Origin of the sequence: Phenylobacterium ferrooxidans (genome assembly GCF_042714595.1) — a bacterium.
Classification (GTDB): Bacteria; Pseudomonadota; Alphaproteobacteria; order Caulobacterales; family Caulobacteraceae; genus Phenylobacterium; species Phenylobacterium ferrooxidans.
Window position 1 is genome coordinate 53,020 of the sequence record NZ_JAOTJD010000012.1, and the last position, 22,849, is coordinate 75,868.

Genomic DNA, 22,849 nt, shown 5'->3' on the forward strand with positions numbered 1-22,849 from the left:
ACGCAGCGTCAGACCCTATGACTTTGAATCTCTACGACACCATGGCCCGCGCCAAGCGGCCCTTCGCCCCCCGCGATCCGAAGCGGGTGACGATGTATGTCTGCGGTCCGACGGTCTATAATTACGCCCATATCGGCAACGCCCGGCCCGTCGTGGCCTTCGACGTCCTGTTCCGTCTGCTGCGCCATACCTATGGCGCGGACGCGGTGATCTACGCCGCCAACGTCACCGACGTGGACGACAAGATCAACAAGAAGGCCGCTGAAGAAGGCGTCGACATCTCGGTCATCACCGACCGCTATCTCGATATCTACAACGCCGACATGTCGGTGCTGGGCGCCCTTCGTCCCACCCACCAGCCCCGCGCCACCCAGACCATGGACGCCATCATCGCCATGATCGGCCGGCTGGTCCGCAACAACGCCGCCTACGCCGCCGAGGGCCACGTCCTCTTCAACACCCAGGCCTATTCTGACTACGGCAAGCTGTCGGGTCACCCCATGGAGGACATGATCGCCGGCGCCCGCGTCGACGTGGCCCCCTACAAGCAGCACCCCGCGGACTTCGTGCTGTGGAAGCCGTCGAAGGACAACGAGCCGGTCTGGGAAAGCCCCTGGGGTCCGGGCCGGCCCGGCTGGCACATCGAGTGCTCGGCCATGATCGAGCAGGCCCTGGGCCTGCCCATCGACATCCACGGGGGTGGTATCGACCTGCTGTTCCCACACCATGAGAACGAGATGGCCCAGGGCCTGTGCGCTGGCCACGAGCATGGCCAGGGCGCGGAGGCCGAATACGCTCGTTATTGGATGCACAACGGCTTCCTGAACATGGGCGCCGAGAAGATGTCCAAGAGCGTCGGCAATGTCGCTCTCGTTCACCAGCTGATCCAACAGGCGCCGGGGGAGGCCCTGCGCTGGGCGCTTCTGGTGGGCCAGTACCGCGCGCCATTGGACTGGACCGAGGAGCTGATCGAGCAGTCCAAGAAGGCCCTCGACCGCCTCTACGGCGCCCTGCGCCGCTCCAGCGAGGTGAAGGCGGAGGCCACCGGGCCGTCCGTCGCCTTCCTGGAAGCCCTGGAGGACGACCTCAACACGCCCGCCGCCATGGCTGAGCTGTTCGCCATGGCCACGGCCCTGGAGACCGCTCGCGGCGACGACCGCGCCTACGCCAAGGGCGAGCTGCTGGCCTCGGCGAACCTGATGGGCTTCCTGTTCGCCGATCCGGAGTACTGGTTCCAGGCCGGGGTCTCCGACGAGTTGCGCGACAAGGTGGACGGCCTGATCGCGGACCGTGTGGCGGCGCGGGCCGCCAAGGACTGGGCCGCCGCCGACCGCATCCGCGGCGAGCTCACCGCGTTGAACATCGAGGTCATGGACAATCCGACCGGCGCGACCTGGCGGATCAAGGAACAGAGCTGATGCCGGCGATCAATGCCCCCAAGGTCTTCACCCCCGGCGCGGGCCTGACCTTCAAGAAGTCCGGCGGCGGTGGCGGACCAGGTGGTGAGAAGATCGAGCACCGCATCGGGGTCCAGGCCCCGGCGCGGGTGATCTGGGAGGTGCTGGCCGACCTGGACGCCTGGTCGGAATGGAACCCGCTCTACACCCAGGCCGTGGGCAGGATCGCTATCGGCGACACCCTGACCCTGACCCTGAACCTGCCCGGCGAGTCGCCCGAGACCATCCGGCCGGTGATCACCGACTGGACCCCGGCCAATCTGCTGCACTGGAAACTGAGCCTGGCCGGCGGCCTGGTGCGCAGTGTCCGCTATCTTGAGATCGACGAGCTGGCTGAGGCGAGCTGCATCTTCGCCAATGGTGAGATCATGGGCGGCCTGCTGGGCCGCTACGTCGCCAAGCGGATGGGCCGCAAGATGTACCGCGGCTTCGCGGCCATGGGGGAGGCGCTGAAGGTTCGCGCCGAGGCCCAATGGCGGGCGGAGAGTGGAAACCCCACATCGGCCTCATGATCGACGAGCTCTATTCCACCAAGCTGCTGAAGCTAGCGGCGAACCTGCCGCACAGTGGTCGCCTGCCCGCGCCGCAGGGGTCGTCGGAAAAGGTGTCCAAGCTGTGCGGCAGCCGGGTGACCATCGACGTGATCATGGACGGCGACCGCGTCGGCCAGTTCGCCCAGGACGTGAAGGCCTGCGCGCTTGGCCAGGCGTCCGCGGCCGTGCTCGGCGCCCACGTGCTGGGGGCGACGCTCGCGGAGATCGAGATGGCCCGCGATCAGTTCCGTGCTATGTTGAAGGACGGCGCAGCTGCGCCTGTTGGACGTTTTTCGGACCTAGAGATGCTCGCGCCCGTGAAGGATTACCCGGCCCGCCACACCTCGACGCTACTGGCGTTCGAGGCCGCGACCGATGCTGTCCGGCAGGCGAGCATCCGAACTAGCCGCGCCGGCATAGCTTGATCGCCACCAACCGTCGGCGTAATCGCTGCGGTTGATTTGCAAGGCGTCTGCGTCCCGGCATGACCTTTTATGAAACCTGCGTCAGAGGTGGGCTCCGCGCTTACAAGCTGACGCTTTCGCCCTGGATCGGGCGCCAATGCCGGTTTCTTCCGACTTGTTCGGAATATGCGGCGGAGGCCCTGATCGGGCACGGCCCCTGGCGCGGCTCCTGGCTCGCGGTCCGGCGGCTGTGCCGCTGTCATCCTCTGGGCGGTTCGGGCTATGACCCGCCGCCCCCGCCGCGCGGGAAGCCCAAGGGCTCCGCCCGGAAATGGACGTGTGAAACATGATCGACCTGATTTTCCCCGACGGCTCCCAGCGCCAGTACGAAGACGGCGCCACGGGCCGGTCCGTCGCCGCCTCCATCGCCAAGTCCCTGGAAAAGCGCGCCGTCCTCATCAAGCTGGACGGCGAGCTCTATGACCTGGATCGCCCCCTGCCTTCAGGCGGGGTGTTCGAGATCCTGACGCGGGACGCGCCCGAGGCCCTCGACACCATCCGCCATGACGCCAGCCACGTGATGGCCGAAGCGGTGCAGGAGCTGTTTCCCGGCACCCAGGTGACCATTGGCCCGGCCATCGAGGATGGCTTCTATTACGACTTCGCCCGGGCCACGCCCTTCAGCCTGGACGACCTGGCCAAGATCGAACAGCGCATGAAGGAGATCGTCGATCGCGACGAGCCGATCACGCGCGAGGTCTGGAACCGCGAGGAGGCCATCGCCCACTTCACGGAGATCGGCGAGGCCTACAAGGCCGAGATCATCTCCGACCTCCCCGGGACCGACGAGATCACCGTCTACCGTCAGGGCCAGTGGAAGGACCTGTGCCGGGGGCCGCACCTGCCCTCCACCAAGCATGTGGGCAAGGCCTTCAAGCTGACGAAGCTGGCCGGCGCCTACTGGCGCGGGGACCACCGCAACGCCCAGCTGCAGCGCATCTACGGCACGGCGTGGGCCAGCGAGGCCGACCTCGAAGCCTATCTGACGCGCATCGAGGAAGCCGAGAAGCGCGACCACCGCAAGATCGGCCGGGCCATGGACCTCTTCCACCTGCAGGAAGAGGCCAAGGGCATGATCTTCTGGCACCCCAAGGGCTGGACCCTGTTCCGCACGGTTCAAGACTATATCCGTCGCCGTCTGGACGCGGGCGGCTACCAGGAGGTCAAGACGCCCCAGATCATGGACCGCGGCCTTTGGGACCGTTCCGGGCACTGGGAAAAATTCGGCGCCAACATGTTCGTCTGCGAAACGACGGAAGGCGAAGAGCTGGCCGTTAAACCGATGAACTGTCCGGGACACATCCAGATCTTCAACGTGGGGCAAAAGAGTTATCGGGACCTGCCGCTGCGGCTCGCCGAGTTCGGGGCCTGCCATCGCTATGAGCCGTCGGGCGCCCTGCACGGGATCATGCGCCTGCGCGCCTTCACCCAGGACGACGCCCACATCTTCTGCCGCGAGGATCAGATCGAGGAGGAGACGACCAGGTTCGTGCGCCTGCTCAACTCGGTCTATTCCGACTTCGGCGTGCACCTGGACAGCGTCAAGCTGGCCCTGCGCCCCGATCTGCGGGCCGGCACCGATGAGGTCTGGGACATCGCCGAGGACAAGCTCGAACGGGCCGCCCGCCAGGCGGTGAACGTTGGGATCGAGCGGATGCCGGGCGAGGGCGCCTTCTATGGTCCCAAGCTCGAGTTCCACCTGCGCGACGCCATCGGCCGGACGTGGCAGTGCGGCACCCTGCAGCTCGACTTCGTCCTGCCCGAGCGACTGGACGCCGAGTATACCGCCGAGGACGGCTCCAAGCAGCGGCCAGTGGTCCTGCACCGGGCGGTGTTCGGGGCCGTGGAACGCTTCCTGGGTATCCTGATCGAGAATCACGCCGGGGCTTTCCCGCTCTGGCTGGCCCCCACGCAGGTGGTGGTCGCCACAATTACGTCCGATGCCGATGACTATGCCTTGGCCGTCGCTCAAGAATTGCGCGCGGCGGGCCTGCGGGTCGAGACCGATCTTCGCAACGAGAAGATCAACTACAAGATTCGTGAGCACAGTCTCGCCAAGGCCCCGGTGATCGCCGTGGTCGGGCGGCGGGAAGCCGAGGAGGGCAAGGTGGCGTTGCGGCGGTTTGGATCGGATGGGCAGGAAATCCTTTCGCTCGCCCAAGCCGCGAAGACCCTTGCCTTGGAGGCCTTAGCGCCCGATGTTGCCCGTTCCACCACGGCGGCGGCTTCGGCTTCGCCCCGTGAACCGGTCGGGGCCAGGGAGGCTGGATGAACGGCATCGCCGCACCGATCGTCGCCTTCGAACCCGCGCCAACGCCTGATTTCGTAAGGGCGCGCCGCAAGGTGTCGGTGGTCATGGTCGTGTACATGACCGGTGCGGCCCTCGAGGAAAGTGTCGCCTGCGTGCTGGCCGATCCCGCGGTCGATGAGTTCGTCATCGTCGACAACGGTTCGACCCGCGTGGAGGCGGCGCGCCTCAGCGACCTCGCCGAGCGGGACCGCCGCGTGGTTCTGATCAGCGGCCAGGGCAATGTGGGCTTCGCGCGCGGCGCAAACCTGGGGGCCCGGGCCGCCAGCGGCGAGGTGATCGTCTTCCTCAATCCCGACGCCTTCCTGCAGCCGGGCTGCGTCACCGAACTGGTGCGCGCCATCGAGGGTCGTCCGGTCCCCTGCATCGTCGGCGGCCGAGTGCTGAACACCGATCGCACGGAGCAGCGCGGCGCCCGCCGGGGTGACATCACCCCGATCAGCGCCCTGATGAGCCTTAGCCACCTCTCCAAGCGCGTTCCGGCCTGGAGCCGGTACGAAGTGCACTGGGAAAACGAAGCGGCCCCCGACTCGGTGGCCGCCATCCCCACAATCTCCGGCGCGTGCTTCGCCATGCGCCGCGAGGACTTCGACGCCGTCCAGGGCTTCGACGAGGGCTATTTCCTGCACGTCGAGGACGTGGACCTGTGCTGGCGCGTGCGCCGCGCCGGCGGCATCGTGCTGTTCCAACCGAAGGCCGAGGTGGTCCACCTGGGCCACACCAGCCACGCCAGCCCGATCAAGGTGGAATTCCACAAGGGTGTCGGCCTGGCGCGCTACTTCCGCAAGCGGGCGGAGAACATCTCCGAGACCCTGCTGGCCTGGATGCTCTCCCCGATCATCGTCTGCACCGCTGTCGCGCGTCCCGTCATGTGGCGCGTCCGGGGTCGCGCCACTTAGGGCTCCTCAGGCGGGGAACAGCCCCGCCCGCGCCACCGACGAGGTCGGCGGTTTTCCCAGCAGATCCGACACCCATCTGGCCGTGCTGATGAGGCCCGGCAGGTCGTAGCCGGTGGAAAACCCCGCCCGCTCCAGCATGTAGACCAGGTCCTCGGTGCCGATATTCCCGGTCGCCTCCGGGGCGAAGGGACAGCCCCCCAGACCGCCGCAACTGGCGTCCAGGATATCGACGCCCGCCTCGACGCCGGCATAGGCGTTGGCAAGGCCCGTATTGCGGGTGTCGTGGAAGTGCAGGCGCAGCTTCTTGCCTCTGATCACGGCCTTCACGGCCTCGACCCGGGCCCGCACGGTCCAGGGGTCGGCCACGCCGATGGTGTCGGCCAGGGCGATCTCGGCGATGTTCAGGTTCGCGGCCTCGCGGGCCAGCGCCACCACCTGGTCCTGGCTGACCTCCCCGTCGAAGGGGCAACCGAAGGCGACGGAGAAGGTGACGCTGATCGGCGGCCCGCCCTCGGCCTCCCGGCGCGCGGCGATGGCGGCAAGGGCCGCCATCTGCTCTGCGGCGCTTGCGCCCTGGTTGCGGATACCGAAGCCGTCGGTGGCGCAGACCACCACATTGGCCTCGTCGCAATTGGCGGCCACCGCCCGCTCCCAGCCCTTCATGTTCAGCACCAGGCCGATGCGGGACCGTCCGGCGGTGGTGGGCAGGCCCTCCATCACCTCCTCGGCGCCGGCCATCTGGGGCACGCGCTTTGGATTGACGAAGGACACGGTCTCCATCCGCCTGGCGCCGGCGGCCTCCAGCCGGGCGATGAAGGCCAGCTTCTGGTCGACATCCAGCAGGGCCTTCTCGTTCTGCAGGCCGTCGCGCGGGCCGACCTCGACGATCTCGATGAAGCGGCTCATGGCGCGGCCTCCGGGGGCGTGGGCGGCGGGGCGTAGATGCGCAGGGTGGTCTCGTCGCCGTTGGAATAGTCCAGGCCGCTGACTTCGCCGATCTGGCGCGGTTTCAGCCCGCGCGCCTTGATGGCTGCGTCGAAGGCCTTCTGCTCGCGGCTCTCCACCACGGCGGGGCGGTTGTCGGCCAGGGCCTCGGCGGCCTGGTCGGGGCCGCCCAGGTCGGTGGGGGTGCCCAGGGCGAAGACCAGGCTGGGCTCGGCATAGCCGGCCACCGCGACCGGCGCGGGCGCGATCCCCTGGCGGGGCAGCAGGCGGGCCGCAGCCAGGGCATGCTCGGTGCGTTGCGAGATCCACAGCGGCTCCAGCCGGGGCGCGAAGGCGGCCGCCAGGGCGGTGTGGCCCAGGATGCCCAGGCCGCAGGCGGTGACCAGGGCGGTGGCCGCCTGGCCGCGCATCAGCAGGTAGGCGCCGGCCAGCCCCGCCGCCGCCAGCAGGGCGCCGGTGACCAGGGCCGCGGGGAGGTCGGAGGCGTCGCCGTACTCGGCCATCAGATAGCCCACGCCGACCGCCAGGAGCAGGCCCACCAGGGCCGACAGGCCGGCGCCGGCCCAGCGCACGCGGCCGCCCAGGGTCTCGCGCAAGGCGGCCGCAGCCAGCCAGGCCAGGGCGCCATAGGTGGGCAAGGTGTAGTGGACCAGCTTGGTGGGGGTCAGCTCGAAGACCAGGAAGGCCGGAACCAGCCAGGCCAGTGCGAATCGCACCCCCGGCTCGGCGCGGTTGCGCCAGCCGAACACCAGGGCCGCGGGCAGCAGCAGGGCGGCCGGGAAGAACAGCAGCGGGGTCGCCAGGGTGTGATAGCCGGGGGGCGCGCCGTGGCTCTCCTGGCCGCCCGCCAGCTTGGGCGCCAGATCGCCCACCACCGCAGCGCTCCAGAATCCGCCGTCGGTGGCGACCGTCACCGCCCAGGCCCACGGTCCGATGACCGCGGCGAACAGGATCAAGCCCCAGCTCCAGCCCAGGCGCTTCAGCCAGGGCGCCTTACGGTCCCAGATCCAGAGGGTCGCGGCGGTGAGGGCCACCACCATCAGTCCGACCGGGCCCTTCACCAGCACGGCCACCGAGAGGCCCAGCCAGAACAGCAGCCGCGTCAGCCGTCCGGCCGGCGCGCCGTTGAGGCTGCCGGCATAGATCCGCCCCAGGGCGGCCAAGGCCAGGGTGGTGGTTCCCGCCAGCACCGCGTCTGTCTTGGCGATGAAGGCTTCGGAGGACAACAGCAGGGTTGAGGCGAAGAGGCCCCCCGCCAGCAGGCCGGTGGGCCCGCCGAAGAACACCGCGGCGCCCCAGGCGCAGGCCGCGGCCGCCAGCATCGCTCCGAGGAGCGAGGGAATCCGGTAGGCCCAGATGTCCCGCGCCTCGGATTGAGACAGCAGGGCCACCGATCCAGCCTGCATCCAGTAGATTCCCACAGGCTTCTTGAACCGGGGCTCATCCTGGAAGCGGATGACCACGAAGTCGCCGGTCTCCAGCATCTGGGCTGTCGCCTGGGCGAAGCGTGATTCGTCGCGATCCAGCGGCGGCACGGCGAAGACGCCGGGCAGGCCTGCCAGGAAGGCGATCAGGGCGGCCAGGGCCGGCCCACGCCAACCCCGGCTCCAACGTTCGATGAAGCCGTCCAGAGTCATGAGCGCTTGAATAGCACGATCCTTCCAGGCGCCGACTTTTCCGGTAAGGAGAGGACATGGCCATATCCGCAGCCTCAGCGCCCGACATCTCCGTGGTGGTTCCCGTCTTTGACGAGGAGGGGGCCGCGCCCGGCCTGGCGCGGGAGATCGCGGCGGCCTTCGCAGGCCGGAACTACGAGATGGTCTTTGTCGATGACCGCTCCCGGGACGGCACGGTGGCCGCGCTCACGGCCCTGAAGACCGAGCTGCCCCAACTCCGCGTCCTCAGCCACCGCTCTAATTCCGGTCAGAGCCGCGCCATCCGCACCGGCGTCCTGGCGGCGCGCGGGGCCATCATCGTCACCCTGGACGGCGATGGGCAGAATGATCCCGCCGACGGGCCCAAGCTGGTGGACGCCCTGCTCGCCGGTCCGGCCGACCTCGCCCTGGTGGGCGGCGAACGGGTCAAGCGCCAGGACAGCCAGGCCAAGAAGATCGCCTCGAAGTTCGGCAACGGCGTCCGCAAGCGTCTGCTGAAGGACACCGCCAACGACACCGGTTGCGGGCTGAAGGCCTTTCGCCGCGAAGCCTTCCTGCGGCTGCCCTATTTCGATCACATCCACCGCTACATCCCGGCCCTGATGATCCGCGAGGGTTACCAGGTGGATTTCCGGCCGGTGAACCACCGCCACCGCCAGACCGGCGCGTCGAAATACACCAACGTCGGCCGGTTGATGGCCTCGGTCTCCGACCTGTTGGGGGTGATGTGGCTGCAGACCCGGTCGCGCAATCCGGGCGGGGCCGACGAGGTCTAGCCACCCCAGCCAGGTGAACCATCTTTGCGGTCGCCGCCAAGTCGGCTAACCCTGGTGTATCGCCGGGGGGCCGGCCAAGGGGGTTTCCGCGATGTTCGCCGCGTTTCCGCTGCTGCTGCTGCCGGTGCTGGTCTACAATCTGATTGCGCTCACCTTGACCGGAGGGTTCTCGGCCTTCGACGCCTCGACGCGGATGAACGAGGAACTCTTCGTCATCCAGATGACCTCGCGGGCCGCCTGGCCGGTGAGTCTGGGCGACCTCTTGCTGGCCGCGGCCCTGGTGGTGCTGTTCATCGAGCTGCTGAAATCGACCACCAGCCGGCGGATCGCCATCGTCAATCACTCGCTGTCGATGATCCTGTTCATCGTCTGTCTCGTGGAATTCCTGCTGGCGCCGGCCTTTGCGACCTCCACCTTCTTCCTGTTGACGATCATGGTGCTGCTGGACGTGCTCGCCGGCTTCATCGTCACCATCGTCTCGGCACGCCGGGACGTGGACTTCAACCCCGACGCCATCTGATCAGACCTAGGTGAGGGCCGTGAAGATCAGGGCCACCACGGCGACGTCGAACATGCGGATAATTGCGAACATGGGGCGCCCCGTTGGGATGGTTACCCAATCGTTCAAGCAAGACCGGCGCCAGAGCCGGGGGGGCTGATGGCCCTCTTCTTCGACGCGGCCTGGTTCGACGCGCAGCTGGCCGAACGCGGCCTCTCAAGGCGCGTGATGGCCGTCGCCGCGGGGATGAGCGAGGCCGATCTCACCCTGGTGTTCAAGGATCAGCGGGAGCTGTCGGCGGGCGAGGTGGCGGCCTTCGCCGAACTGCTGGGCCTCGCTGCGGCTGAGATCGCCCGGCAGGCGGGGGTGTCCACGCCGGTCCCCGGCGGCGGGCCAGAGGCGCGGATCACGGCGCTGGAACGGCGGGTGGCGGCGCTCGAAGCCGAGTTGGCCCGGCTTAGACGCTAGATTTCGGTCTTGCCGATGGAGCCCTTGCGGGTGCGGCGGTCAGCCTTGCCGGACCATTCGGTGGCCCCATAGACATTTCTTGCCGCGCCGAGCGTCTCGGGTCCGCCCCGCAGACCGCGGCGTTGGCCGTCCTGGCCCATGAGTTGGGCGCTGAACACGCTGGCGCCCTCGGCCGAGCGGTCGGGAATCGGACGCACCGGCTCGCCCGCGACGATCGCCGGGACGCTGCGGTCCTCGTTGTCGTGGATATCCTCGGAGTCTTCCGTCCGCGCCCGTTGGGCCCGGCGGGCCTGGGCGGCTCTGCGAATGGGGTCGATCGGCGAGGTCATGACGACCTGATCCTGACCCCGCCTTCGTTAAAAAACTGGAGCGTCAGGTTTTCGAGATCAGTTTCTCGATCTGGGCCTGCATCTCCTCCATGCGCCGCTTCATCTCGTCCAGGGCCGCGTCGGCCGCCGGAGCGGGGGCGGGTTCGGGCGGCCGCTGGGCCGCCGTGGGTTCGTCGGTGCGGGTGTAGGCGAAGGGCGAGAACATCTTCATCGCCCGGTCGAACAGGGCCAGGTTCTGGCGGATCTGGTCGTCATAGACCCCGATGCCGGCGCCTTGGCCGAGGGTCGAGAACTGGGTGCGCATCCGCTCCTGCTGCTCGGCGAAGGTCGAGAGCGACAGTTCCAGATAGGACGGCAGGAAGGCCTGCATGGAGTTGCCGTAGAAGCCGATCAGCTGGCGCAGAAACTGGATGGGCAGCAGATTCTGCCCCTCGCGCCCTTCCTCTTCCACGATAATCTGGGTGAGCACCGAGCGGGTGATGTCCTCGTTGGACTTGGCGTCATAGACCACGAAGTGGACGCCCTGCTTTACCATGTCGGCCAGGTGCTCGAGCGTCACATAGGAGCTCGACGCGGTGTTGTAGAGCCGCCGGTTGGCGTACTTCTTGATGACCACGCGGTCTTCGTTGGACTTGCCGCTGTTACCCTGAGCGTCCGCCATCCCAAATCCTTCTTTGAACCCGCCCCCCGCGGCGCGCCCCTATCTTGCGGCGCAGTATCGCGGATGCGAGCGCGTTCGCAAAGCGCGCTGCGGTGGAACGCGAACGATTTCACCCCCTTGCTCATTCGGGAGCGGTTCTCGATAGATAGAGCTTCAAGCGCTTGAAGGAGCCCGCCATGTCCGACGTCGTCATCGTCTCGGCCGCCCGCACCCCGGTCGGATCGTTTAATGGGGCGCTCGCCGCTCTTCCGGCGCATGAACTGGGCAAGATCGCCATCCAGGCCGCCATCGAGCGCGCCGGCATCACCGCCGCCGATGTCGAGGAGGTGATCATGGGCCAGGTGCTGCAGGCCGGCGCCGGCCAGGGCCCCGCCCGCCAGGCCTCCATCAACGCCGGCATCCCGCAGGAAAGCCCCGCCTGGAGCCTCAACCAGCTCTGCGGCTCGGGCCTGCGCGCCGTCGCTCTGGGCGCCCAGCAGATCGCCGACGGCTCAGCCGGCATCGTCATCGCCGGCGGCCAGGAGAGCATGAGCCAGTCGCCGCACGCCTCGCAGCTGCGCACCGGCACGAAGATGGGGGACACCACCTTCGTCGACACCATGATCAAGGATGGTTTGCTGGACGCCTTCCACGGCTACCACATGGGCCAGACGGCCGAGAACATCGCCTCGCGCTGGCAGATCACCCGGGCCGAGCAGGATGAGTTCGCCGTCGCCAGCCAGAACAAGGCCGAGGCCGCCCAGAAGGCCGGCCGGTTCGCTGGCGAGATCGCGCCGGTCACCATCAAGGGCCGCAAGGGCGACACCATCGTCGACCAGGACGAATACATCCGCCACGGCGCCACCCTCGACAGCGTCTCGGGCCTGCGTCCGGCCTTCAACAAGGAAGGTTCGGTCACCGCGGCCAACGCCTCGGGCCTCAATGACGGCGCCGCGGCCCTGGTGCTGATGAGCGCCGAGGAAGCCAAGAAGCGCGGCCTGAAGCCCCTGGCCCGAATCGCCTCCTGGGCGTCGGCCGGCGTCGATCCCGAGATCATGGGCACGGGCCCGATCCCCGCCAGCCGCAAGGCCCTGGAAAAGGCCGGCTGGTCGGTGGGCGACCTTGACCTCATCGAGTCCAACGAGGCCTTCGCCGCCCAGTCGATCTGCGTGGTCCGCGACCTGGGTCTCGATCCGGCCAAGGTGAACGTCAACGGCGGCGCCATCGCCATCGGCCACCCCATCGGCGCCTCGGGCGCCCGCATCCTGACCACCCTGCTGCACGAGATGAAGCGGTCGGGGGCCAAGAAGGGCCTGGCGACGCTGTGCGTCGGCGGCGGGATGGGCGTGGCCATGTGCGTCGAGCAAGTCTAGCCGTTCACGCAATACCCAACGCCGGAGCAACCGGTGCGGGCTTGAAGTTTTAGGGAGAAACGGGAATGGCGAGAGTTGCATTTGTCACGGGCGGAACCCGGGGCATCGGCCGGGCGATCTGTGAGCGCTTGAAGGCCGACGGCATGAGTGTCGCCGCTGGCTACTCCGGAAACGAGGAGGCCGCCGCCGCCTGCGCCAAGGAACTGGGCGTCATGGTGGTGAAGGGCAATGTCGGAAGCTTCGAGGACTGCGAGCGGGCGGTGAACCTGGTGACGGCCGAGCTGGGCCCCATCGACGTGCTGGTCAACAACGCCGGCATCACCCGCGACGGCGTCTTCCACAAGATGAAGCCCGAGCAGTGGTCCGAGGTCATCCGGGTCAATATGGATAGCGTCTTCAACATGACCCGCCACGTGATCGAGGGCATGCGTGAGCGCGAGTGGGGCCGGATCATCAACATCTCGTCGATCAACGGCCAGAAGGGCCAGATGGGCCAGACCAACTACTCCGCCGCCAAGGCCGGGGTCATCGGCTTCACCAAGGCTCTGGCCCTGGAGAACGCCCGCAAGGGGGTGACGGTCAACGCCATCGCGCCGGGCTATATCGACACCGAGATGGTGCAGGCGGTGCCGGAGAACGTGCTGGCCTCGATCATCAGCCAGATCCCGGTGGGCCGGCTGGGCAAGGGCGAGGAGATCGCCGACATGGTGGCCTTCCTGGCGGGCGAGCATGCCGGCTACGTCACCGGCTCGACCCTCTCGCTCAACGGCGGTCAGTACATGGCGGGGTAGGGCGCCCGCGCCACACCCCGGGGATCAAGGCATGTGAAGCTTGAGCCTAGGCCTATTGGCGTCCAAAAAGCGCCCCAGTCGTCGAGCATCACACCCCCCTGATGAGAAGCGAAACCCCGGCGCCTGCGTGCAAGCTTGCCTTCGTCACGGCCCTGGCCGTGGCGGGGCTGGCTGGTCCGGCCTGGGCCGGGCCCGCCGACAATCTGCGCGAGAGCCTGTTCGGCCAGCACCCGGCGGCGGGTCGCAACCAGTCGCCGCCGGTCGCCCGCTATGTCAGCCAGGAGGGCGACGTCTTCGTCCTCGACCGCAGCCAGAATCGGCCGCTGCTGAAGTTCCAGGACAGCCCCGAGGTCTGGGCGCTCAAGCCCCAGCCCGCGCCGCGCGGCGACATCATCTACAAGAACGACCTGGGCGAGCCGGTGCTGCGCGCCACCCGCCTGGGGGGCCTGACCCTGTTCACCGAGGACCGGCCCGGCGGGACGGCGGCGGCCCTGGCCGGGGGCGGTCCGGCCCTGCGGCTGCCGGCGCTCGGGCCCCAGCAGCTGCTGGAGCGCCTGGCCCAGGCCAGCGCCCGGGCAACCCGGGCAGCGCGCCGGCTGATCCCCTTCGAGGCCGACGCCTCGCCCGCCTCCTCGGCCCTGGTGGCCGACGCGGCCCTGGTGACCTCCGAGGCGGTGATCCGGATGTCCAAGCGGCCCGGCGGCCCGGCCCTGATCGCCCGCTTCACCAAGGTCAAGCTGGTGGAGGGGCACAGGCCCAGCGCCACGGTGCAGCAGGGGGTCATGCGCATCACCATCACCCCCCATGACGGCCTGGCCGGGCGTCCCTCCTCCGACCGGATCATGGCGGCGGCCGGCAGTCGCTGACCTGGTGACGGCCGCGGAGGGAAGAGAACGCCCTTCCGCGGCCCCGACGCGCCAACCGATCCTTATCCCGTAAGGGCCCGGGCCCGCCGACATAGGCCAACAGGTGACCGTCGAGGTCCCGCCAAGTGCGCGCGCCTAGCCCTTGAAGGCGTCCTTGGCCGCGCGCACCGCGCCGAACGCCTCGTGCGGCGCCATGCCGGGCCTCAGCAAGGGGGCGCGGAGGAAGGGGTTGGTGGCCTTCTCCAGGCCGATGGTGGTGGGCACGGTCCACTCGCCGCGCTCGCGGGCCGCGAAGATCGCCTCGGCCCGCGCCTTCAGCTCGGGGCTCGTGTCCACCGACAGGGCGAAGCGGGCATTGGACGCCGTGTACTCGTGGGCGCAATAGACAGCGGTGTCATCGGGCAGGGCGGCCAGGCGCGCCAGGCTGTCCCACATCTGCGCCGGCGTCCCCTCGAACAGCCGCCCGCAGCCCAGCGTGAACAGGGTGTCGCCGACGAAGGCCACCTTGTCGGCCGCGTCGTGGAAGGCGATGTGGCCCAGGGTGTGGCCGCCGGACTCGATCACCTCAAAGCGGGTCTCCCCCAACTGCACGGTGTCGCCGCCCGCCACCTGGCGGTCGACGGGGGTCAGGCGCTCCACCTCGGCGGGACCGACGACGGTGGCGCCGGTGGCCGCCTTGATCGCCGCGTTGCCGCCGGCGTGGTCGGGGTGCCAGTGGGTGTTGAGGATCAGATCCAGCTTCCAGCCCAGCTTGGCCAGCTGCGCTAGGATGGCCGGCGCGTCGGGGGTGTCGATGCAGGCGGCCAGGCCGGTGGCGTCGTCGCGCACCAGGAAGCCGTAATTGTCCGACAGGCAGGGGAACTGGTGGATGGTGACCGACATGGCGACTTCTCCCGGCGTCTCTTGTCCCTCGGACTTAGGTTGGGGGTCGCGATAAGTCGAGGGCCACCCTAAGTTCCCCCTCATGCGCCGCGACGTCCTCGAGCTCCGCCAGTTCTACGCCTCCAAGCTGGGGCGGGCGGCGCGCGAGATGACGGCGCGCAAGGTGCTGGAGACCTGGGGCGACGGCCATGCCCTGGACATCCTCGGCCTCGGCTACGCCACCCCGTTCCTGGGCGCCCTGCGGCCCACGGCCCGCCGGGTGGTGGCGGCCATGCCGGCCCAGCAGGGGGTGGAGGTGTGGCCGGTCGGCGACCGCAACCTGGCGACGCTCACCGCCGAAGACGCCCTGCCGTTCCAGAACGCGCTGTTTGACCGCATCCTGGCGGTCCACGCCATCGAGGAGAGCCCCGATCCGGTGGGCCTGCTGCGGGAGGTCTGGCGGGTGCTGTCGCCCTCGGGCCGGGTGATCCTGGTGGTGGCGGCGCGCAACGGCCTGTGGGCCAACGCCGAGGCCACCCCCTTCGGCCACGGCCGCCCCTATACGCGGGGCCAGCTGGCCGAACTGCTGCGGGAGGCCGAGCTGGAGCCCTCGGGCTGGACGCGGGCCCTGTACCTGCCGCCGGTCCCCTGGATGGCCGGCTGGGCCGAGGGCTTCGAACAGGCCGGCTCGCGCCTGTGGCCGGGGTTCGCGGGCCTGGTGCTGATGGAGGCGGTGAAACAGACCTTCGCCGTCAAGCCCCGCGCCCACCGCGCCCGGGTCCGGGTGGCGGTCCCGGCCCTCAATCCCCTGCCGGCCGGCCGGGCGCCTGTTTCCCGGGCGCCGCGCCCATCCGACTAGGCCCCCCCTTGGAGTGGGGCCCGGTTCGCCCTAGCTTGAAGGTTCACACGGCCGCCCAGGCGACCAGGAGCGTGACAGCCTGAAGTGGGTACCGGTTCAGGCGCCCGTCACGCTCCCAACATTGGCTCTAGCCGGAGTAACGCCCATGAAAATGATCGTCGCGATCATCAAGCCCAGCCGCCTCGACGCGGTGCTGGACGCCGTCACCGAGGCCGGCGCCTCGGGCCTGACGGTCACCGAGGTGCGCGGCTACGGCCGCCAGCGCGGCAAGACCGAGGTCTATCGGGGCGCCGAGTACGAGGTGAAGCTGCTGCCCAAGGTGAAGCTGGAGATCGCCGTCCCCGACGACATCGCCACCGCCGTCATCGAGGCGGTGTCGCGCACCGCCAACACCGGCAAGATCGGCGACGGCAAGGTCTTCGTGCTGGACCTGGAACAGGCGCTGCGGATCCGCACGGGCGATAGGGACGCGGCGGCGATCGCGGGGTAGGGGGCGCTCTCAAGCAACACCGTCATCCCGGGCGACCCGCAGGGGAGACCCGGGACCCAGGGGGATTGACTGGGCCCCTGGGTCCCGGCTCTCCGCTTCGCTACGGCCGGGATGACGACGTAGGGAGGTGTGGGCTGCGTTCGTGTGGTTCGTGGACAATCCTGTTCCGCCTCGCGGGCGTCGCGGCCGGAAGACTTGGAACCACGAACCACACGAACCACACGAACGGTGGGGCAGCCCCGAGGCCTCGCCTATTTCAAACAGAGTCACCGTAGCCCGTGTCGCGCCTCAGCCGGGCGGCCATTGCCGAGCGGAATGAAGCACGCGCAGGATCACCACGGCGCGGTCGTCCTCCGCATAGACAACGATGTAGTTGGGTCGGATGACCATTTCCCGGGTCCCGGGGACGCGTCCCGGCCGATAGAGCCTCGGTCGCTCCGGCAGTTTGGACACCTTCTCGTCGATCTCGTCTTTCAACCGCTGGGCGGCGTCGGGATTGTCGTCGGATATGTAATCCACGATAGCGAGCAAGTCGGCCCGCGCCGCCTCGCGCCATTCAAGCGCCGGCGCGGTCACGGCGCTTCGCGTCGATGCGCGCTTGGGCCTCGTCCATCACCTGCTCATGGGGCGTCGTGGGGCCTGTGTCGGCAAGGGCCTCCTGCACCTTGGCGCGGAACCAGGCGTCATGGGCTTGCGGATCGGCGGTAAGTCCGGCGGGCATGCCGCCCTCCTTGGCGACACGAGTCAGCAGGATGCGAACGGCATCGGAGAGGGTGAGACCGACACGCGCGAGTTTCTCCGAAGCGTCCGCCTTGAGCTGATCGTCCACGCGCACGTGGAGCATCGAGGTTTGAGCGGTCATGGTGGTCCTCCTGGCCGAACGTTCATGGTGTATCTCAAATGAGATACAATCAAGGGCGTTGGGCGGCGGGGTGATTTGGGCGCCAGTGCGGAAATTTCTATCGAGGCGCTGCCACCGAAATCTGGAACCCGACTGGCGATGACCAGCCGTGCGGGATGAATCTGGGGTCCCGGCCTTGGCTGCTTCGCGCCGCCGTTCGGGTCGCCGGGATGAGCGGGGCGGGGGCGGCGCCGTTCGGCCAGACCGTTCGTGGGGTTCGTGTGGTTCGTGGACAGTCCTGAACAGCCTGGGGGCGCCGCGGTCGAAGCCGGAAGGGGTTGACGGTGGTGTCACGGACGTCCCCGAACGCCCGTCACGGATGTCTCCGGTCCGAACACCCGCAGGCGGGAGAGGAGAGTTCAGCGGCAGGCTTCCAGTGGTCCCTCCGCTCCCCCTTTGCGGGGGAGAGGGTAGGGGGCGGTTGCAGGGTGGTCCTGTCCCCGTAGGAGCCTTGCGGCACGGTAGAACTCATGGGGCGATCCGCGCCTGGCCGGGTAACATGGTCTGATCACCCCTTGTGAGGCGCGGCATGGCTGGGAAGACTATGACCTGGATCGCCGGCGCAGGTGTCGCGGCCGCCCTGGTCACGGGGGGCTATTATGCGGGCTATGACGCCGCGCAGCGGGAGTCCTCCGACACGCAGGTCAGGAGCCTCGGCGTTTTCAGCCAGCAGACGGAACGTGTCCTGGCGGCGACGGTCACCAACCTCCAGGCTGAGAACCGGCTGGTGGTCTACCAGTATACCGGCGACGTCCGCGTGGCGGCGGAGAAGTCCGACCTGGGAGGCTTGCTGAAGACCAGCCAGGAACTCACCGTTCCGGCCACGGTCAGCTACTTCGTGGACATGTCGCGACTGCGGCCGGAGCACGTTTCCTTCGACAAGGCGACGCAGACGGTTCGCGTGAAGCTGCCGCCGCTGATGATCGGTGATCCCGCCTTCCAACCGGAGCGCGCGCGGGCGGCGAACGGCGGGTTGCTGACCCTGAACGCCGATGTCGTTCAGGACCTCAACCGGGTGAACTACAGGTCCGCGCGCAAGGCCTTCGTCCGCCAAGCGCAACAGCGACAGTTCGTGGACCTGGCCCGGGATCAGGCGCGGAAGAATGTCGAAGCCTATTTCGAGATTCCACTTCGGGTGGTCGGATCGCCGAACATCAAGGTCACGTCGTCGTTCTAGTTGAGCGTCGGCCTGAGGCTCTCGGCGGCTCACCGTGAAAGCGCGATTGCGTGCGCCCTCACCGTGAGCCCCCCGGAGACCTATTCGTGCTCGCCGTCCGCACGTCGCGCCGAGGCGGGTGCGAAGAGAGACGGCTTCTTTTCCGCCGCCGTGTAGGTGGCCACGGTGATGGCCGCCGCCGCGATCAAGGCGATATGGCCGATCAGGCTGGCGGCGAGGAAGGTATAGCTGCCGATGGCGATCGCAAAAGACGCGGCCCACATCCAGCCCAGAACCTGGAGGATCATGTGCCGCGTCGGGATGTCCTGAACATGGCGAAGGGGATTTACGTTGTGGTTGAACACATAGTTCCAGGCAAATACGACGAGTCTTCTCATGACTGTTCCCCTTGATTTATTGATGCAAATTGATCGGTTTTTCCGGGCGAGGGACCATCAGACCCTTCTGTGAGGGTCGCGCGGGCCCGCCAGGCTTCAATGGCCGGTCCGATGGACGCCAGCTCCCGCAGCACGTAGACGCCTGGCTTGGGACGCAGGCCGGAGCAAGCGCCGCCAGCCCATATCTCGGTGGTCGCGGGCACAAGGCCCCGGAGTTCGGCGAGCCCGGCTGACGCCTGGGCCGCGGGAATTATGGCTGAGAATGACAGGGCCAGGATGTCGGCCTTGTGCGCCCTCGCGGCCGCGGCGATTTCAGGAATCGGCGTCTGAACCCCAAGAGAAATGCCAAGGCAGCCCTGCAGCGTGAACATCGCTTCGGCCATCATCAGGCCCAGGGCATGGGGTTCCTGCGGGAAGGTGCCGAACAGGACGCGCGGGCGAGCGCGCGGGAAACCAGATCCCTGGCTGGCGTTGATGGCGCTACGCAGCACCGTCGTGAACTGTTCGGTGAAGACGTGTTCCTGATGGATCTCAAGCCCCCCCCGCGACCAGGCCAGACCTATCGCTTCCACCAGCCGCGGACCGGTGACGGACGCGAACGCCCCCAGCCCGGCTCGCAGCACCATCGCGTTCAGATGATTTCGCAAGCCGATGGCGTCATGGGCCCTCAGGAGATCGAGCACCTGTTCCGCCTCGTAGGCGGTCGGCTGTTCATCGGGGCCGCCGACCTGTTCCAGAAGTTTCCGCAACTGGTCATCCGGGAGCCCGACGACTTTCCCGGGGCGATGGCCCGCGATCACCAGACGGCGCAGCAGACGAAGGGTCGCGACCTGATCGGCCGGGTAGAGCCGTTCGTCCTGCTTGTCCCTCAGGGGGTTCGGGAACCCGTAGCGACGCTCCCAAACCCGCAAGGTATCCTTCGGCAGGCCGCAATCCCGTTCAACCGAGGCGATGTTCATGGGCGCCGCCGGTTCGATGGGTGTCATATTTGTCGTGGACAATGCGGAGTTCATGCCTAGACATTCTCCCATGAAGGCGTATTTGTCCAGGACAAAATGGAGATACGCCGATGGAGAGGATGTCGACCATGTCCAGATCGGACCCGAGGCCAGGCGAGCTCACCGTCTGGTACGACGGCGACTGCCCAATCTGCACAGCTGAAATCGGACTGATGCGGAGGCTCGACAGCAGCTCGGCGATCGCCTTCGTCGACCTGAGCCTGGCCGGGGGGTGTCCGACGGATCGCGCAGCCCGCCTTGCCCGTCTGCACGCCCAGCCGCGCGGCGGGGCCATGGTTTCCGGCGCGGCGGCCTTCGTGGCCATGTGGCGCGTGCTTCCAGGCCTTCGCCCCCTCGCGGCGCTGGCCTCGCCACCGCCTGTCCAGTGGCTTCTGGAGCGCGCCTACCTGGTCTTTCTAAAGGTTCGCCCGAGCCTGCAGGCGATCGCGCGATGGCTCCTCGCCCGCCGGCAAGCGGGCCGTCCCTGAGGCCTGCGGCCGGACCGCGTTCCCACCGGATCCCGAACGTGGCTCCAGGCTAGGCGGGCCCGGCGGGCGGAAATTCGCAGAGGAAGAGGGCGCCGCCGCCGGGCGCGTTCTGGGCGGTGACGACGCCGCCGTGCGCCTCGACGATCGCCCGGACGATCCCCAGGCCGAGGCCCGCGCCGGTGTCGCCCGACCGCGACCGGCGCCAGAAGCGGTCGAACATCTTCTCGGCCTCCTCGGGAGACAGGCCGTCGCCATGGTCGCGGACCGACAGTCGAGGTCCCGGCCCGACGATCACCTCGATGGGCCTGCCGGGCGGCGTGTGGCGGATCGCGTTCTCCACCAGATTGCGCAGGGCGCGGCCCAGGGCCTCGCCGTGGCCGCGGATGGGGCTGCCCCCCTGGTCGACCAGCTGGATGTCGTGACCGCAGGCAAAGGCGTGGGGGGCGATCTGGGTCACGGTCGCCGCCGCAAGGTCGTGCAGCGAGATCTCCTCCGGCAATTCCGTGGGCAGGACGTCGGCCTGGGCCTGATCCAGCATCTGATTGACCAGGCGGGTCATGGCCTGGATATCTTCGCCGAGGCGGGCCTTGCCCGGGCTGTCGGGAAGGGCGTCGATCCGTAGACGGAGGACCGACAGGGGCGTGCGCAGCTCGTGCGCCGCGTCGGCCGTGAAGCTCTTCAGCAGCAGCATGGCGTGTCGCCACCGATCCAGGGCCCGGTTCACCGCGCTGACCAGGATCCCCACCTCGTGAGAGCCCTGCAGCGCCGAGAGGCGGGCGTCCATCCGGCTGGGATCGAGCCCGTCGACCTCGCGGGCCGCGGCTTCCAGGGGCGCCAGCATGCGCCGCACCACCTGCAGGCTGAAGACCAGCAGCAGCAGGGTGAGCGGCACCAGGGGCAGGGCCACATGCTCCAGCAGTTCCTGGCCGATCACCGGCCCGTAGGCGGCGCCGCCGGAGACATTGGCCTCGATCAGGATCCAGTAGGGGCCGGCCTGGCCGCTGAACCGGCGCGCGCCGGTGACCTGGGTTCCCGAGCTGGCGATGTTGCGCCGGGTCCAGTCGAGGGTGGAGGCGTCGGGCCACAAGGAGAGGGTCTGCGGCGACGGGTTCTGTCGCTGCAGCACCGGCCGCAACTGGCCGTCGACGACGATGACGTTCCAGGTCGAGACCCCGATCGGATCGGGCAGGTCGGTCACCGATTGCGGGGACACAGCCAGGGCCCGGTCCACGCGGTGGGCCTGCTGCTCGATGAAGTCCTCGGCCAGGGCCTGCCGGTCGAAGGCGTACATCGAGACCACGATGGCCACGTCGAGCAGGGCGAAGATCGCCATCAGGGCGGTGAGCCGGACCGCGATCTGGCGCAGCAGGCTGGGCGCGCGCGGGGGCGCCTTGGTCGGCTCAGTCATGTGCGCCCGCCGGGGCCTGGCCGGCCATCAGGGCGTAGCCCACGCCATGGGCGGTCCTCAGGGTGAGATCGGCCTTCGCCGCCGCCAGCCGTTTGCGCAGCCGCGATACGGCGACCTCCAGGGCGTTGGGGGAGACCTCGGCGTCCAGGGCGTAGAGCTGGTCCTCAAGCAGGGTCTTGGCCACCACCTGGCCGGCCCGGCGCAACAGGTGCTCCAGCAGCGCCAGCTCCCGGGGCGGCATCGCCACCGGCGCGCCGGCCACCTGCAGGCTGCGATTTGTGGTGTCGAGGGCGACATTTCCGGCCTGCAGCACGACCCCCAGGCAGGCGCCGGGGCGACGCAGGAGGGCGCGGCAGCGGGCGGCCAGCTCGGCGATGTCGAAGGGCTTGACCAGATAGTCGTCGGCCCCGACGTCGAGGCCGGCGATCCGCTCCCCCAGGCCGCCGCGCGCCGTCAGGATCAGGATCGGCACGCTGTCGCGGTTGCGGCGCAGGCGTCGGACCAGGTCCAGGCCGTCGCCGTCGGGCAGGCCAAGGTCCAGCAGGATCAGATCATAGGCCGCCAGTCCGCGGGCCTCGAGGCCGTCCTCCAGGGTCTCGCACCAGTCGACGACAAAGCCGTCCTGGCGGAGGCCATCAACCACCAGGGCGCCCAGACGCGCGTTATCCTCAATCAACAGCAGGCGCATGACAGACGTCGTTTCCCCTGGGTGCGCGCTTCAGGCCGGTCATCATAGCCAGAACAAGGTTCTCACGGTGGCGCCAGCTTTCAATGAGCGCGGCCAGGACATGGAGGATCGCCATGACCAGGATGGTGTTGGCCAGGGCCTCATGCAGGGTCTCCACCCAGCGCAGGCCCCAGAAGGCGTCGAGCCCCATCATCCAGCCGGTGACGCCGCAGGCGCTCACCAGGCCGATCAGGGCGAGCATCATCAGGGCGCCGGCCGGATTGTGGCCGACATAGCGCGGCTCGCGGCCGCGGGCCAAGGCCAGCAGGTAGCCGCCCAACCGCCGGGGCGTGGGGGTGAAGTCGGAGAACCTGGCGTGCTGCGTGCCGACGAATCCCCAGACCAGCCGCACCGCGACGGCCGCCAGGATGGCGTATCCGACATAGCGATGCACCGACTTCAGCTCCCGCAGGACCGTGAGGTTGGCGATGCAGCCCAGGGCCAGGGTCCAGTGGAACAGCCGCACGACCGGGTCCCACACCTTGACGCGCGCCGGGGGGGATGGCGGCGTCAAGGTGTCCGGCCTTGGGGGGTTCAAGCCCAGGACGGTGCGGGCCATC

The 22,849-nt window shown here is 68.6% G+C and carries 28 protein-coding genes and 1 pseudogene; 16 read left to right on the forward strand and 13 right to left on the reverse strand.

Annotation, left to right across the window (positions count from 1 at the left end; all coding sequences use genetic code 11):
* The first annotated feature begins 17 nt into the window (after window positions 1-17).
* The 6 genes from cysS to OCL97_RS08245 are packed head-to-tail and all read left to right on the forward strand — an operon-like array spanning window position 18 to window position 5,661.
* Entirely contained in the window at window positions 18-1,418 is a 1,401-nt protein-coding gene (cysS, locus tag OCL97_RS08220) for a cysteine--tRNA ligase (RefSeq protein WP_377369222.1), read from the forward strand.
* Window positions 1,418-1,969 (forward strand): SRPBCC family protein, encoded by a 552-nt coding sequence (locus OCL97_RS08225; protein WP_377369224.1) that lies wholly within the window; start codon window positions 1,418-1,420, stop codon window positions 1,967-1,969. The genes cysS and OCL97_RS08225 overlap by 1 nt, the downstream gene beginning before the upstream one ends.
* Entirely contained in the window at window positions 1,966-2,415 is a 450-nt protein-coding gene (locus OCL97_RS08230) for an iron-sulfur cluster assembly scaffold protein (RefSeq protein ID WP_377369226.1), read from the forward strand. Before OCL97_RS08225 ends, OCL97_RS08230 begins: the two co-directional genes overlap by 4 nt.
* Before the next feature lie 59 nt (window positions 2,416-2,474).
* A complete protein-coding gene (yidD, locus tag OCL97_RS08235) occupies window positions 2,475-2,744 on the forward strand; it encodes a membrane protein insertion efficiency factor YidD (protein ID WP_304776925.1) in 270 nt (89 codons plus the stop codon).
* Entirely contained in the window at window positions 2,741-4,726 is a 1,986-nt protein-coding gene (thrS, locus tag OCL97_RS08240) for a threonine--tRNA ligase (RefSeq protein ID WP_377369228.1), read from the forward strand. Before yidD ends, thrS begins: the two co-directional genes overlap by 4 nt.
* Window positions 4,723-5,661: a glycosyltransferase family 2 protein gene (locus OCL97_RS08245; protein ID WP_377369230.1), complete on the forward strand. Its 939-nt coding sequence runs from the start codon at window positions 4,723-4,725 to the stop codon at window positions 5,659-5,661. The genes thrS and OCL97_RS08245 overlap by 4 nt, the downstream gene beginning before the upstream one ends.
* A 6-nt stretch (window positions 5,662-5,667) precedes the next feature.
* On the opposite strand, the gene OCL97_RS08250 is transcribed toward OCL97_RS08245, so the two are convergent.
* Together OCL97_RS08250 and OCL97_RS08255 are read right to left on the reverse strand one after the other, a co-directional pair.
* The gene (locus OCL97_RS08250) at window positions 5,668-6,567 is read right to left on the reverse strand and encodes a hydroxymethylglutaryl-CoA lyase (protein ID WP_377369232.1); all 900 of its coding nucleotides are present in this window, start codon (window positions 6,565-6,567) and stop codon (window positions 5,668-5,670) included.
* Window positions 6,564-8,243, reverse strand: a complete 1,680-nt coding sequence (locus tag OCL97_RS08255; RefSeq protein ID WP_304776929.1) for an ArnT family glycosyltransferase — start codon at window positions 8,241-8,243, stop codon at window positions 6,564-6,566. Before OCL97_RS08255 ends, OCL97_RS08250 begins: the two co-directional genes overlap by 4 nt.
* Before the next feature lie 56 nt (window positions 8,244-8,299).
* Between OCL97_RS08255 and OCL97_RS08260 the strand changes: the two genes are divergently transcribed.
* From OCL97_RS08260 to OCL97_RS08270, 3 genes are all read left to right on the forward strand, one after another.
* Entirely contained in the window at window positions 8,300-9,037 is a 738-nt protein-coding gene (locus tag OCL97_RS08260; RefSeq protein ID WP_377369235.1) for a glycosyltransferase family 2 protein, read from the forward strand.
* Between the two features lie 91 nt (window positions 9,038-9,128).
* A complete protein-coding gene (locus OCL97_RS08265) occupies window positions 9,129-9,557 on the forward strand; it encodes a hypothetical protein (RefSeq protein WP_304776931.1) in 429 nt (142 codons plus the stop codon).
* Window positions 9,558-9,695: 138 nt separating this feature from the next.
* Window positions 9,696-10,004, forward strand: coding sequence for a helix-turn-helix domain-containing protein (locus OCL97_RS08270; protein ID WP_377369237.1), 309 nt, complete (start codon window positions 9,696-9,698; stop codon window positions 10,002-10,004).
* On the opposite strand, the gene OCL97_RS08275 is transcribed toward OCL97_RS08270, so the two are convergent.
* Together OCL97_RS08275 and phaR are read right to left on the reverse strand one after the other, a co-directional pair.
* The gene (locus tag OCL97_RS08275; protein WP_377369239.1) at window positions 10,001-10,333 is read right to left on the reverse strand and encodes a hypothetical protein; all 333 of its coding nucleotides are present in this window, start codon (window positions 10,331-10,333) and stop codon (window positions 10,001-10,003) included. The genes OCL97_RS08270 and OCL97_RS08275 overlap by 4 nt on opposite strands.
* A gap of 43 nt (window positions 10,334-10,376) precedes the next feature.
* The gene (gene phaR, locus OCL97_RS08280) at window positions 10,377-10,994 is read right to left on the reverse strand and encodes a polyhydroxyalkanoate synthesis repressor PhaR (RefSeq protein ID WP_304776934.1); all 618 of its coding nucleotides are present in this window, start codon (window positions 10,992-10,994) and stop codon (window positions 10,377-10,379) included.
* Window positions 10,995-11,170: 176 nt separating this feature from the next.
* Between phaR and OCL97_RS08285 the strand changes: the two genes are divergently transcribed.
* The 3 genes from OCL97_RS08285 (at window position 11,171) to OCL97_RS08295 (ending at window position 14,003) form a co-directional block, all read left to right on the forward strand.
* Window positions 11,171-12,346, forward strand: a complete 1,176-nt coding sequence (locus OCL97_RS08285; RefSeq protein ID WP_304776935.1) for an acetyl-CoA C-acetyltransferase — start codon at window positions 11,171-11,173, stop codon at window positions 12,344-12,346.
* Window positions 12,347-12,411: 65 nt separating this feature from the next.
* On the forward strand, window positions 12,412-13,137 hold the full coding sequence (phbB, locus tag OCL97_RS08290; protein ID WP_304776936.1) for a beta-ketoacyl-ACP reductase: 726 nt from the start codon (window positions 12,412-12,414) through the stop codon (window positions 13,135-13,137).
* A gap of 101 nt (window positions 13,138-13,238) precedes the next feature.
* Window positions 13,239-14,003 (forward strand): DUF4908 domain-containing protein, encoded by a 765-nt coding sequence (locus OCL97_RS08295; protein ID WP_377369242.1) that lies wholly within the window; start codon window positions 13,239-13,241, stop codon window positions 14,001-14,003.
* Window positions 14,004-14,138: 135 nt separating this feature from the next.
* On the opposite strand, the gene gloB is transcribed toward OCL97_RS08295, so the two are convergent.
* Entirely contained in the window at window positions 14,139-14,885 is a 747-nt protein-coding gene (gene gloB / locus OCL97_RS08300) for a hydroxyacylglutathione hydrolase (protein ID WP_377369244.1), read from the reverse strand.
* 82 nt (window positions 14,886-14,967) lie between these two features.
* Here gloB and OCL97_RS08305 point away from each other — a divergent pair, with 82 nt between their 5' ends.
* Both OCL97_RS08305 and OCL97_RS08310 read left to right on the forward strand, forming a co-directional pair.
* Complete coding sequence (locus tag OCL97_RS08305; RefSeq protein WP_377369246.1) at window positions 14,968-15,723, forward strand: class I SAM-dependent methyltransferase; 756 nt, start codon at window positions 14,968-14,970, stop codon at window positions 15,721-15,723.
* Between the two features lie 145 nt (window positions 15,724-15,868).
* Window positions 15,869-16,213 (forward strand): P-II family nitrogen regulator, encoded by a 345-nt coding sequence (locus tag OCL97_RS08310; protein WP_304776940.1) that lies wholly within the window; start codon window positions 15,869-15,871, stop codon window positions 16,211-16,213.
* A gap of 9 nt (window positions 16,214-16,222) precedes the next feature.
* Here the strand turns inward: OCL97_RS08310 and OCL97_RS08315 are convergent.
* The 3 genes and pseudogenes from OCL97_RS08315 to relB form a co-directional block, all read right to left on the reverse strand.
* Window positions 16,223-16,327: pseudogene (locus OCL97_RS08315) on the reverse strand (hypothetical protein); the annotation flags it as partial.
* Window positions 16,328-16,501: 174 nt separating this feature from the next.
* Window positions 16,502-16,789, reverse strand: coding sequence for a type II toxin-antitoxin system RelE/ParE family toxin (locus tag OCL97_RS08320; RefSeq protein ID WP_377369249.1), 288 nt, complete (start codon window positions 16,787-16,789; stop codon window positions 16,502-16,504).
* On the reverse strand, window positions 16,770-17,075 hold the full coding sequence (gene relB / locus OCL97_RS08325) for a type II toxin-antitoxin system RelB family antitoxin (RefSeq protein WP_377369251.1): 306 nt from the start codon (window positions 17,073-17,075) through the stop codon (window positions 16,770-16,772). The genes OCL97_RS08320 and relB overlap by 20 nt, the downstream gene beginning before the upstream one ends.
* Window positions 17,076-17,643: 568 nt before the next feature.
* Here relB and OCL97_RS08330 point away from each other — a divergent pair.
* Complete coding sequence (locus OCL97_RS08330; RefSeq protein WP_377369253.1) at window positions 17,644-18,291, forward strand: DUF4230 domain-containing protein; 648 nt, start codon at window positions 17,644-17,646, stop codon at window positions 18,289-18,291.
* An 80-nt stretch (window positions 18,292-18,371) separates the two neighbouring features.
* On the opposite strand, the gene OCL97_RS08335 is transcribed toward OCL97_RS08330, so the two are convergent.
* Entirely contained in the window at window positions 18,372-18,668 is a 297-nt protein-coding gene (locus OCL97_RS08335; protein ID WP_377369255.1) for a hypothetical protein, read from the reverse strand.
* Window positions 18,665-19,627, reverse strand: coding sequence for a MerR family transcriptional regulator (locus tag OCL97_RS08340; protein ID WP_377369257.1), 963 nt, complete (start codon window positions 19,625-19,627; stop codon window positions 18,665-18,667). Before OCL97_RS08340 ends, OCL97_RS08335 begins: the two co-directional genes overlap by 4 nt.
* Before the next feature lie 128 nt (window positions 19,628-19,755).
* Between OCL97_RS08340 and OCL97_RS08345 the strand changes: the two genes are divergently transcribed.
* A complete protein-coding gene (locus OCL97_RS08345) occupies window positions 19,756-20,154 on the forward strand; it encodes a thiol-disulfide oxidoreductase DCC family protein (protein ID WP_377369259.1) in 399 nt (132 codons plus the stop codon).
* A gap of 49 nt (window positions 20,155-20,203) precedes the next feature.
* On the opposite strand, the gene OCL97_RS08350 is transcribed toward OCL97_RS08345, so the two are convergent.
* From OCL97_RS08350 to OCL97_RS08360, 3 genes are read right to left on the reverse strand one after another with little or no spacing between them, the layout of a single operon-like run.
* The gene (locus tag OCL97_RS08350) at window positions 20,204-21,562 is read right to left on the reverse strand and encodes a sensor histidine kinase (protein ID WP_377369261.1); all 1,359 of its coding nucleotides are present in this window, start codon (window positions 21,560-21,562) and stop codon (window positions 20,204-20,206) included.
* Window positions 21,555-22,250, reverse strand: a complete 696-nt coding sequence (locus tag OCL97_RS08355; protein WP_377369263.1) for a response regulator transcription factor — start codon at window positions 22,248-22,250, stop codon at window positions 21,555-21,557. The genes OCL97_RS08350 and OCL97_RS08355 overlap by 8 nt, the downstream gene beginning before the upstream one ends.
* A complete protein-coding gene (locus tag OCL97_RS08360) occupies window positions 22,231-22,848 on the reverse strand; it encodes a cytochrome b/b6 domain-containing protein (RefSeq protein WP_377369265.1) in 618 nt (205 codons plus the stop codon). The genes OCL97_RS08355 and OCL97_RS08360 overlap by 20 nt, the downstream gene beginning before the upstream one ends.
* Between the last annotated feature and the right edge of the window lies 1 nt (window position 22,849).

Coding starts and splice junctions, on each gene's coding strand:
- cysS (WP_377369222.1), top strand. CDS start 18: ATGACTTTGAATCTCTACGACACCATGGCCCGCGCCAAGCGGCCCTTC.
- OCL97_RS08225 (WP_377369224.1), top strand. CDS start 1,418: ATGCCGGCGATCAATGCCCCCAAGGTCTTCACCCCCGGCGCGGGCCTG.
- OCL97_RS08230 (WP_377369226.1), top strand. CDS start 1,966: ATGATCGACGAGCTCTATTCCACCAAGCTGCTGAAGCTAGCGGCGAAC.
- yidD (WP_304776925.1), top strand. CDS start 2,475: ATGACCTTTTATGAAACCTGCGTCAGAGGTGGGCTCCGCGCTTACAAG.
- thrS (WP_377369228.1), top strand. CDS start 2,741: ATGATCGACCTGATTTTCCCCGACGGCTCCCAGCGCCAGTACGAAGAC.
- OCL97_RS08245 (WP_377369230.1), top strand. CDS start 4,723: ATGAACGGCATCGCCGCACCGATCGTCGCCTTCGAACCCGCGCCAACG.
- OCL97_RS08250 (WP_377369232.1), bottom strand. CDS start 6,567: ATGAGCCGCTTCATCGAGATCGTCGAGGTCGGCCCGCGCGACGGCCTG.
- OCL97_RS08255 (WP_304776929.1), bottom strand. CDS start 8,243: ATGACTCTGGACGGCTTCATCGAACGTTGGAGCCGGGGTTGGCGTGGG.
- OCL97_RS08260 (WP_377369235.1), top strand. CDS start 8,300: ATGGCCATATCCGCAGCCTCAGCGCCCGACATCTCCGTGGTGGTTCCC.
- OCL97_RS08265 (WP_304776931.1), top strand. CDS start 9,129: ATGTTCGCCGCGTTTCCGCTGCTGCTGCTGCCGGTGCTGGTCTACAAT.
- OCL97_RS08270 (WP_377369237.1), top strand. CDS start 9,696: ATGGCCCTCTTCTTCGACGCGGCCTGGTTCGACGCGCAGCTGGCCGAA.
- OCL97_RS08275 (WP_377369239.1), bottom strand. CDS start 10,333: ATGACCTCGCCGATCGACCCCATTCGCAGAGCCGCCCAGGCCCGCCGG.
- phaR (WP_304776934.1), bottom strand. CDS start 10,994: ATGGCGGACGCTCAGGGTAACAGCGGCAAGTCCAACGAAGACCGCGTG.
- OCL97_RS08285 (WP_304776935.1), top strand. CDS start 11,171: ATGTCCGACGTCGTCATCGTCTCGGCCGCCCGCACCCCGGTCGGATCG.
- phbB (WP_304776936.1), top strand. CDS start 12,412: ATGGCGAGAGTTGCATTTGTCACGGGCGGAACCCGGGGCATCGGCCGG.
- OCL97_RS08295 (WP_377369242.1), top strand. CDS start 13,239: ATGAGAAGCGAAACCCCGGCGCCTGCGTGCAAGCTTGCCTTCGTCACG.
- gloB (WP_377369244.1), bottom strand. CDS start 14,885: ATGTCGGTCACCATCCACCAGTTCCCCTGCCTGTCGGACAATTACGGC.
- OCL97_RS08305 (WP_377369246.1), top strand. CDS start 14,968: ATGCGCCGCGACGTCCTCGAGCTCCGCCAGTTCTACGCCTCCAAGCTG.
- OCL97_RS08310 (WP_304776940.1), top strand. CDS start 15,869: ATGAAAATGATCGTCGCGATCATCAAGCCCAGCCGCCTCGACGCGGTG.
- relB (WP_377369251.1), bottom strand. CDS start 17,075: ATGACCGCTCAAACCTCGATGCTCCACGTGCGCGTGGACGATCAGCTC.
- OCL97_RS08330 (WP_377369253.1), top strand. CDS start 17,644: ATGGCTGGGAAGACTATGACCTGGATCGCCGGCGCAGGTGTCGCGGCC.
- OCL97_RS08335 (WP_377369255.1), bottom strand. CDS start 18,668: ATGAGAAGACTCGTCGTATTTGCCTGGAACTATGTGTTCAACCACAAC.
- OCL97_RS08340 (WP_377369257.1), bottom strand. CDS start 19,627: ATGAACATCGCCTCGGTTGAACGGGATTGCGGCCTGCCGAAGGATACC.
- OCL97_RS08345 (WP_377369259.1), top strand. CDS start 19,756: ATGTCCAGATCGGACCCGAGGCCAGGCGAGCTCACCGTCTGGTACGAC.
- OCL97_RS08350 (WP_377369261.1), bottom strand. CDS start 21,562: ATGACTGAGCCGACCAAGGCGCCCCCGCGCGCGCCCAGCCTGCTGCGC.
- OCL97_RS08355 (WP_377369263.1), bottom strand. CDS start 22,250: ATGCGCCTGCTGTTGATTGAGGATAACGCGCGTCTGGGCGCCCTGGTG.
- OCL97_RS08360 (WP_377369265.1), bottom strand. CDS start 22,848: ATGGCCCGCACCGTCCTGGGCTTGAACCCCCCAAGGCCGGACACCTTG.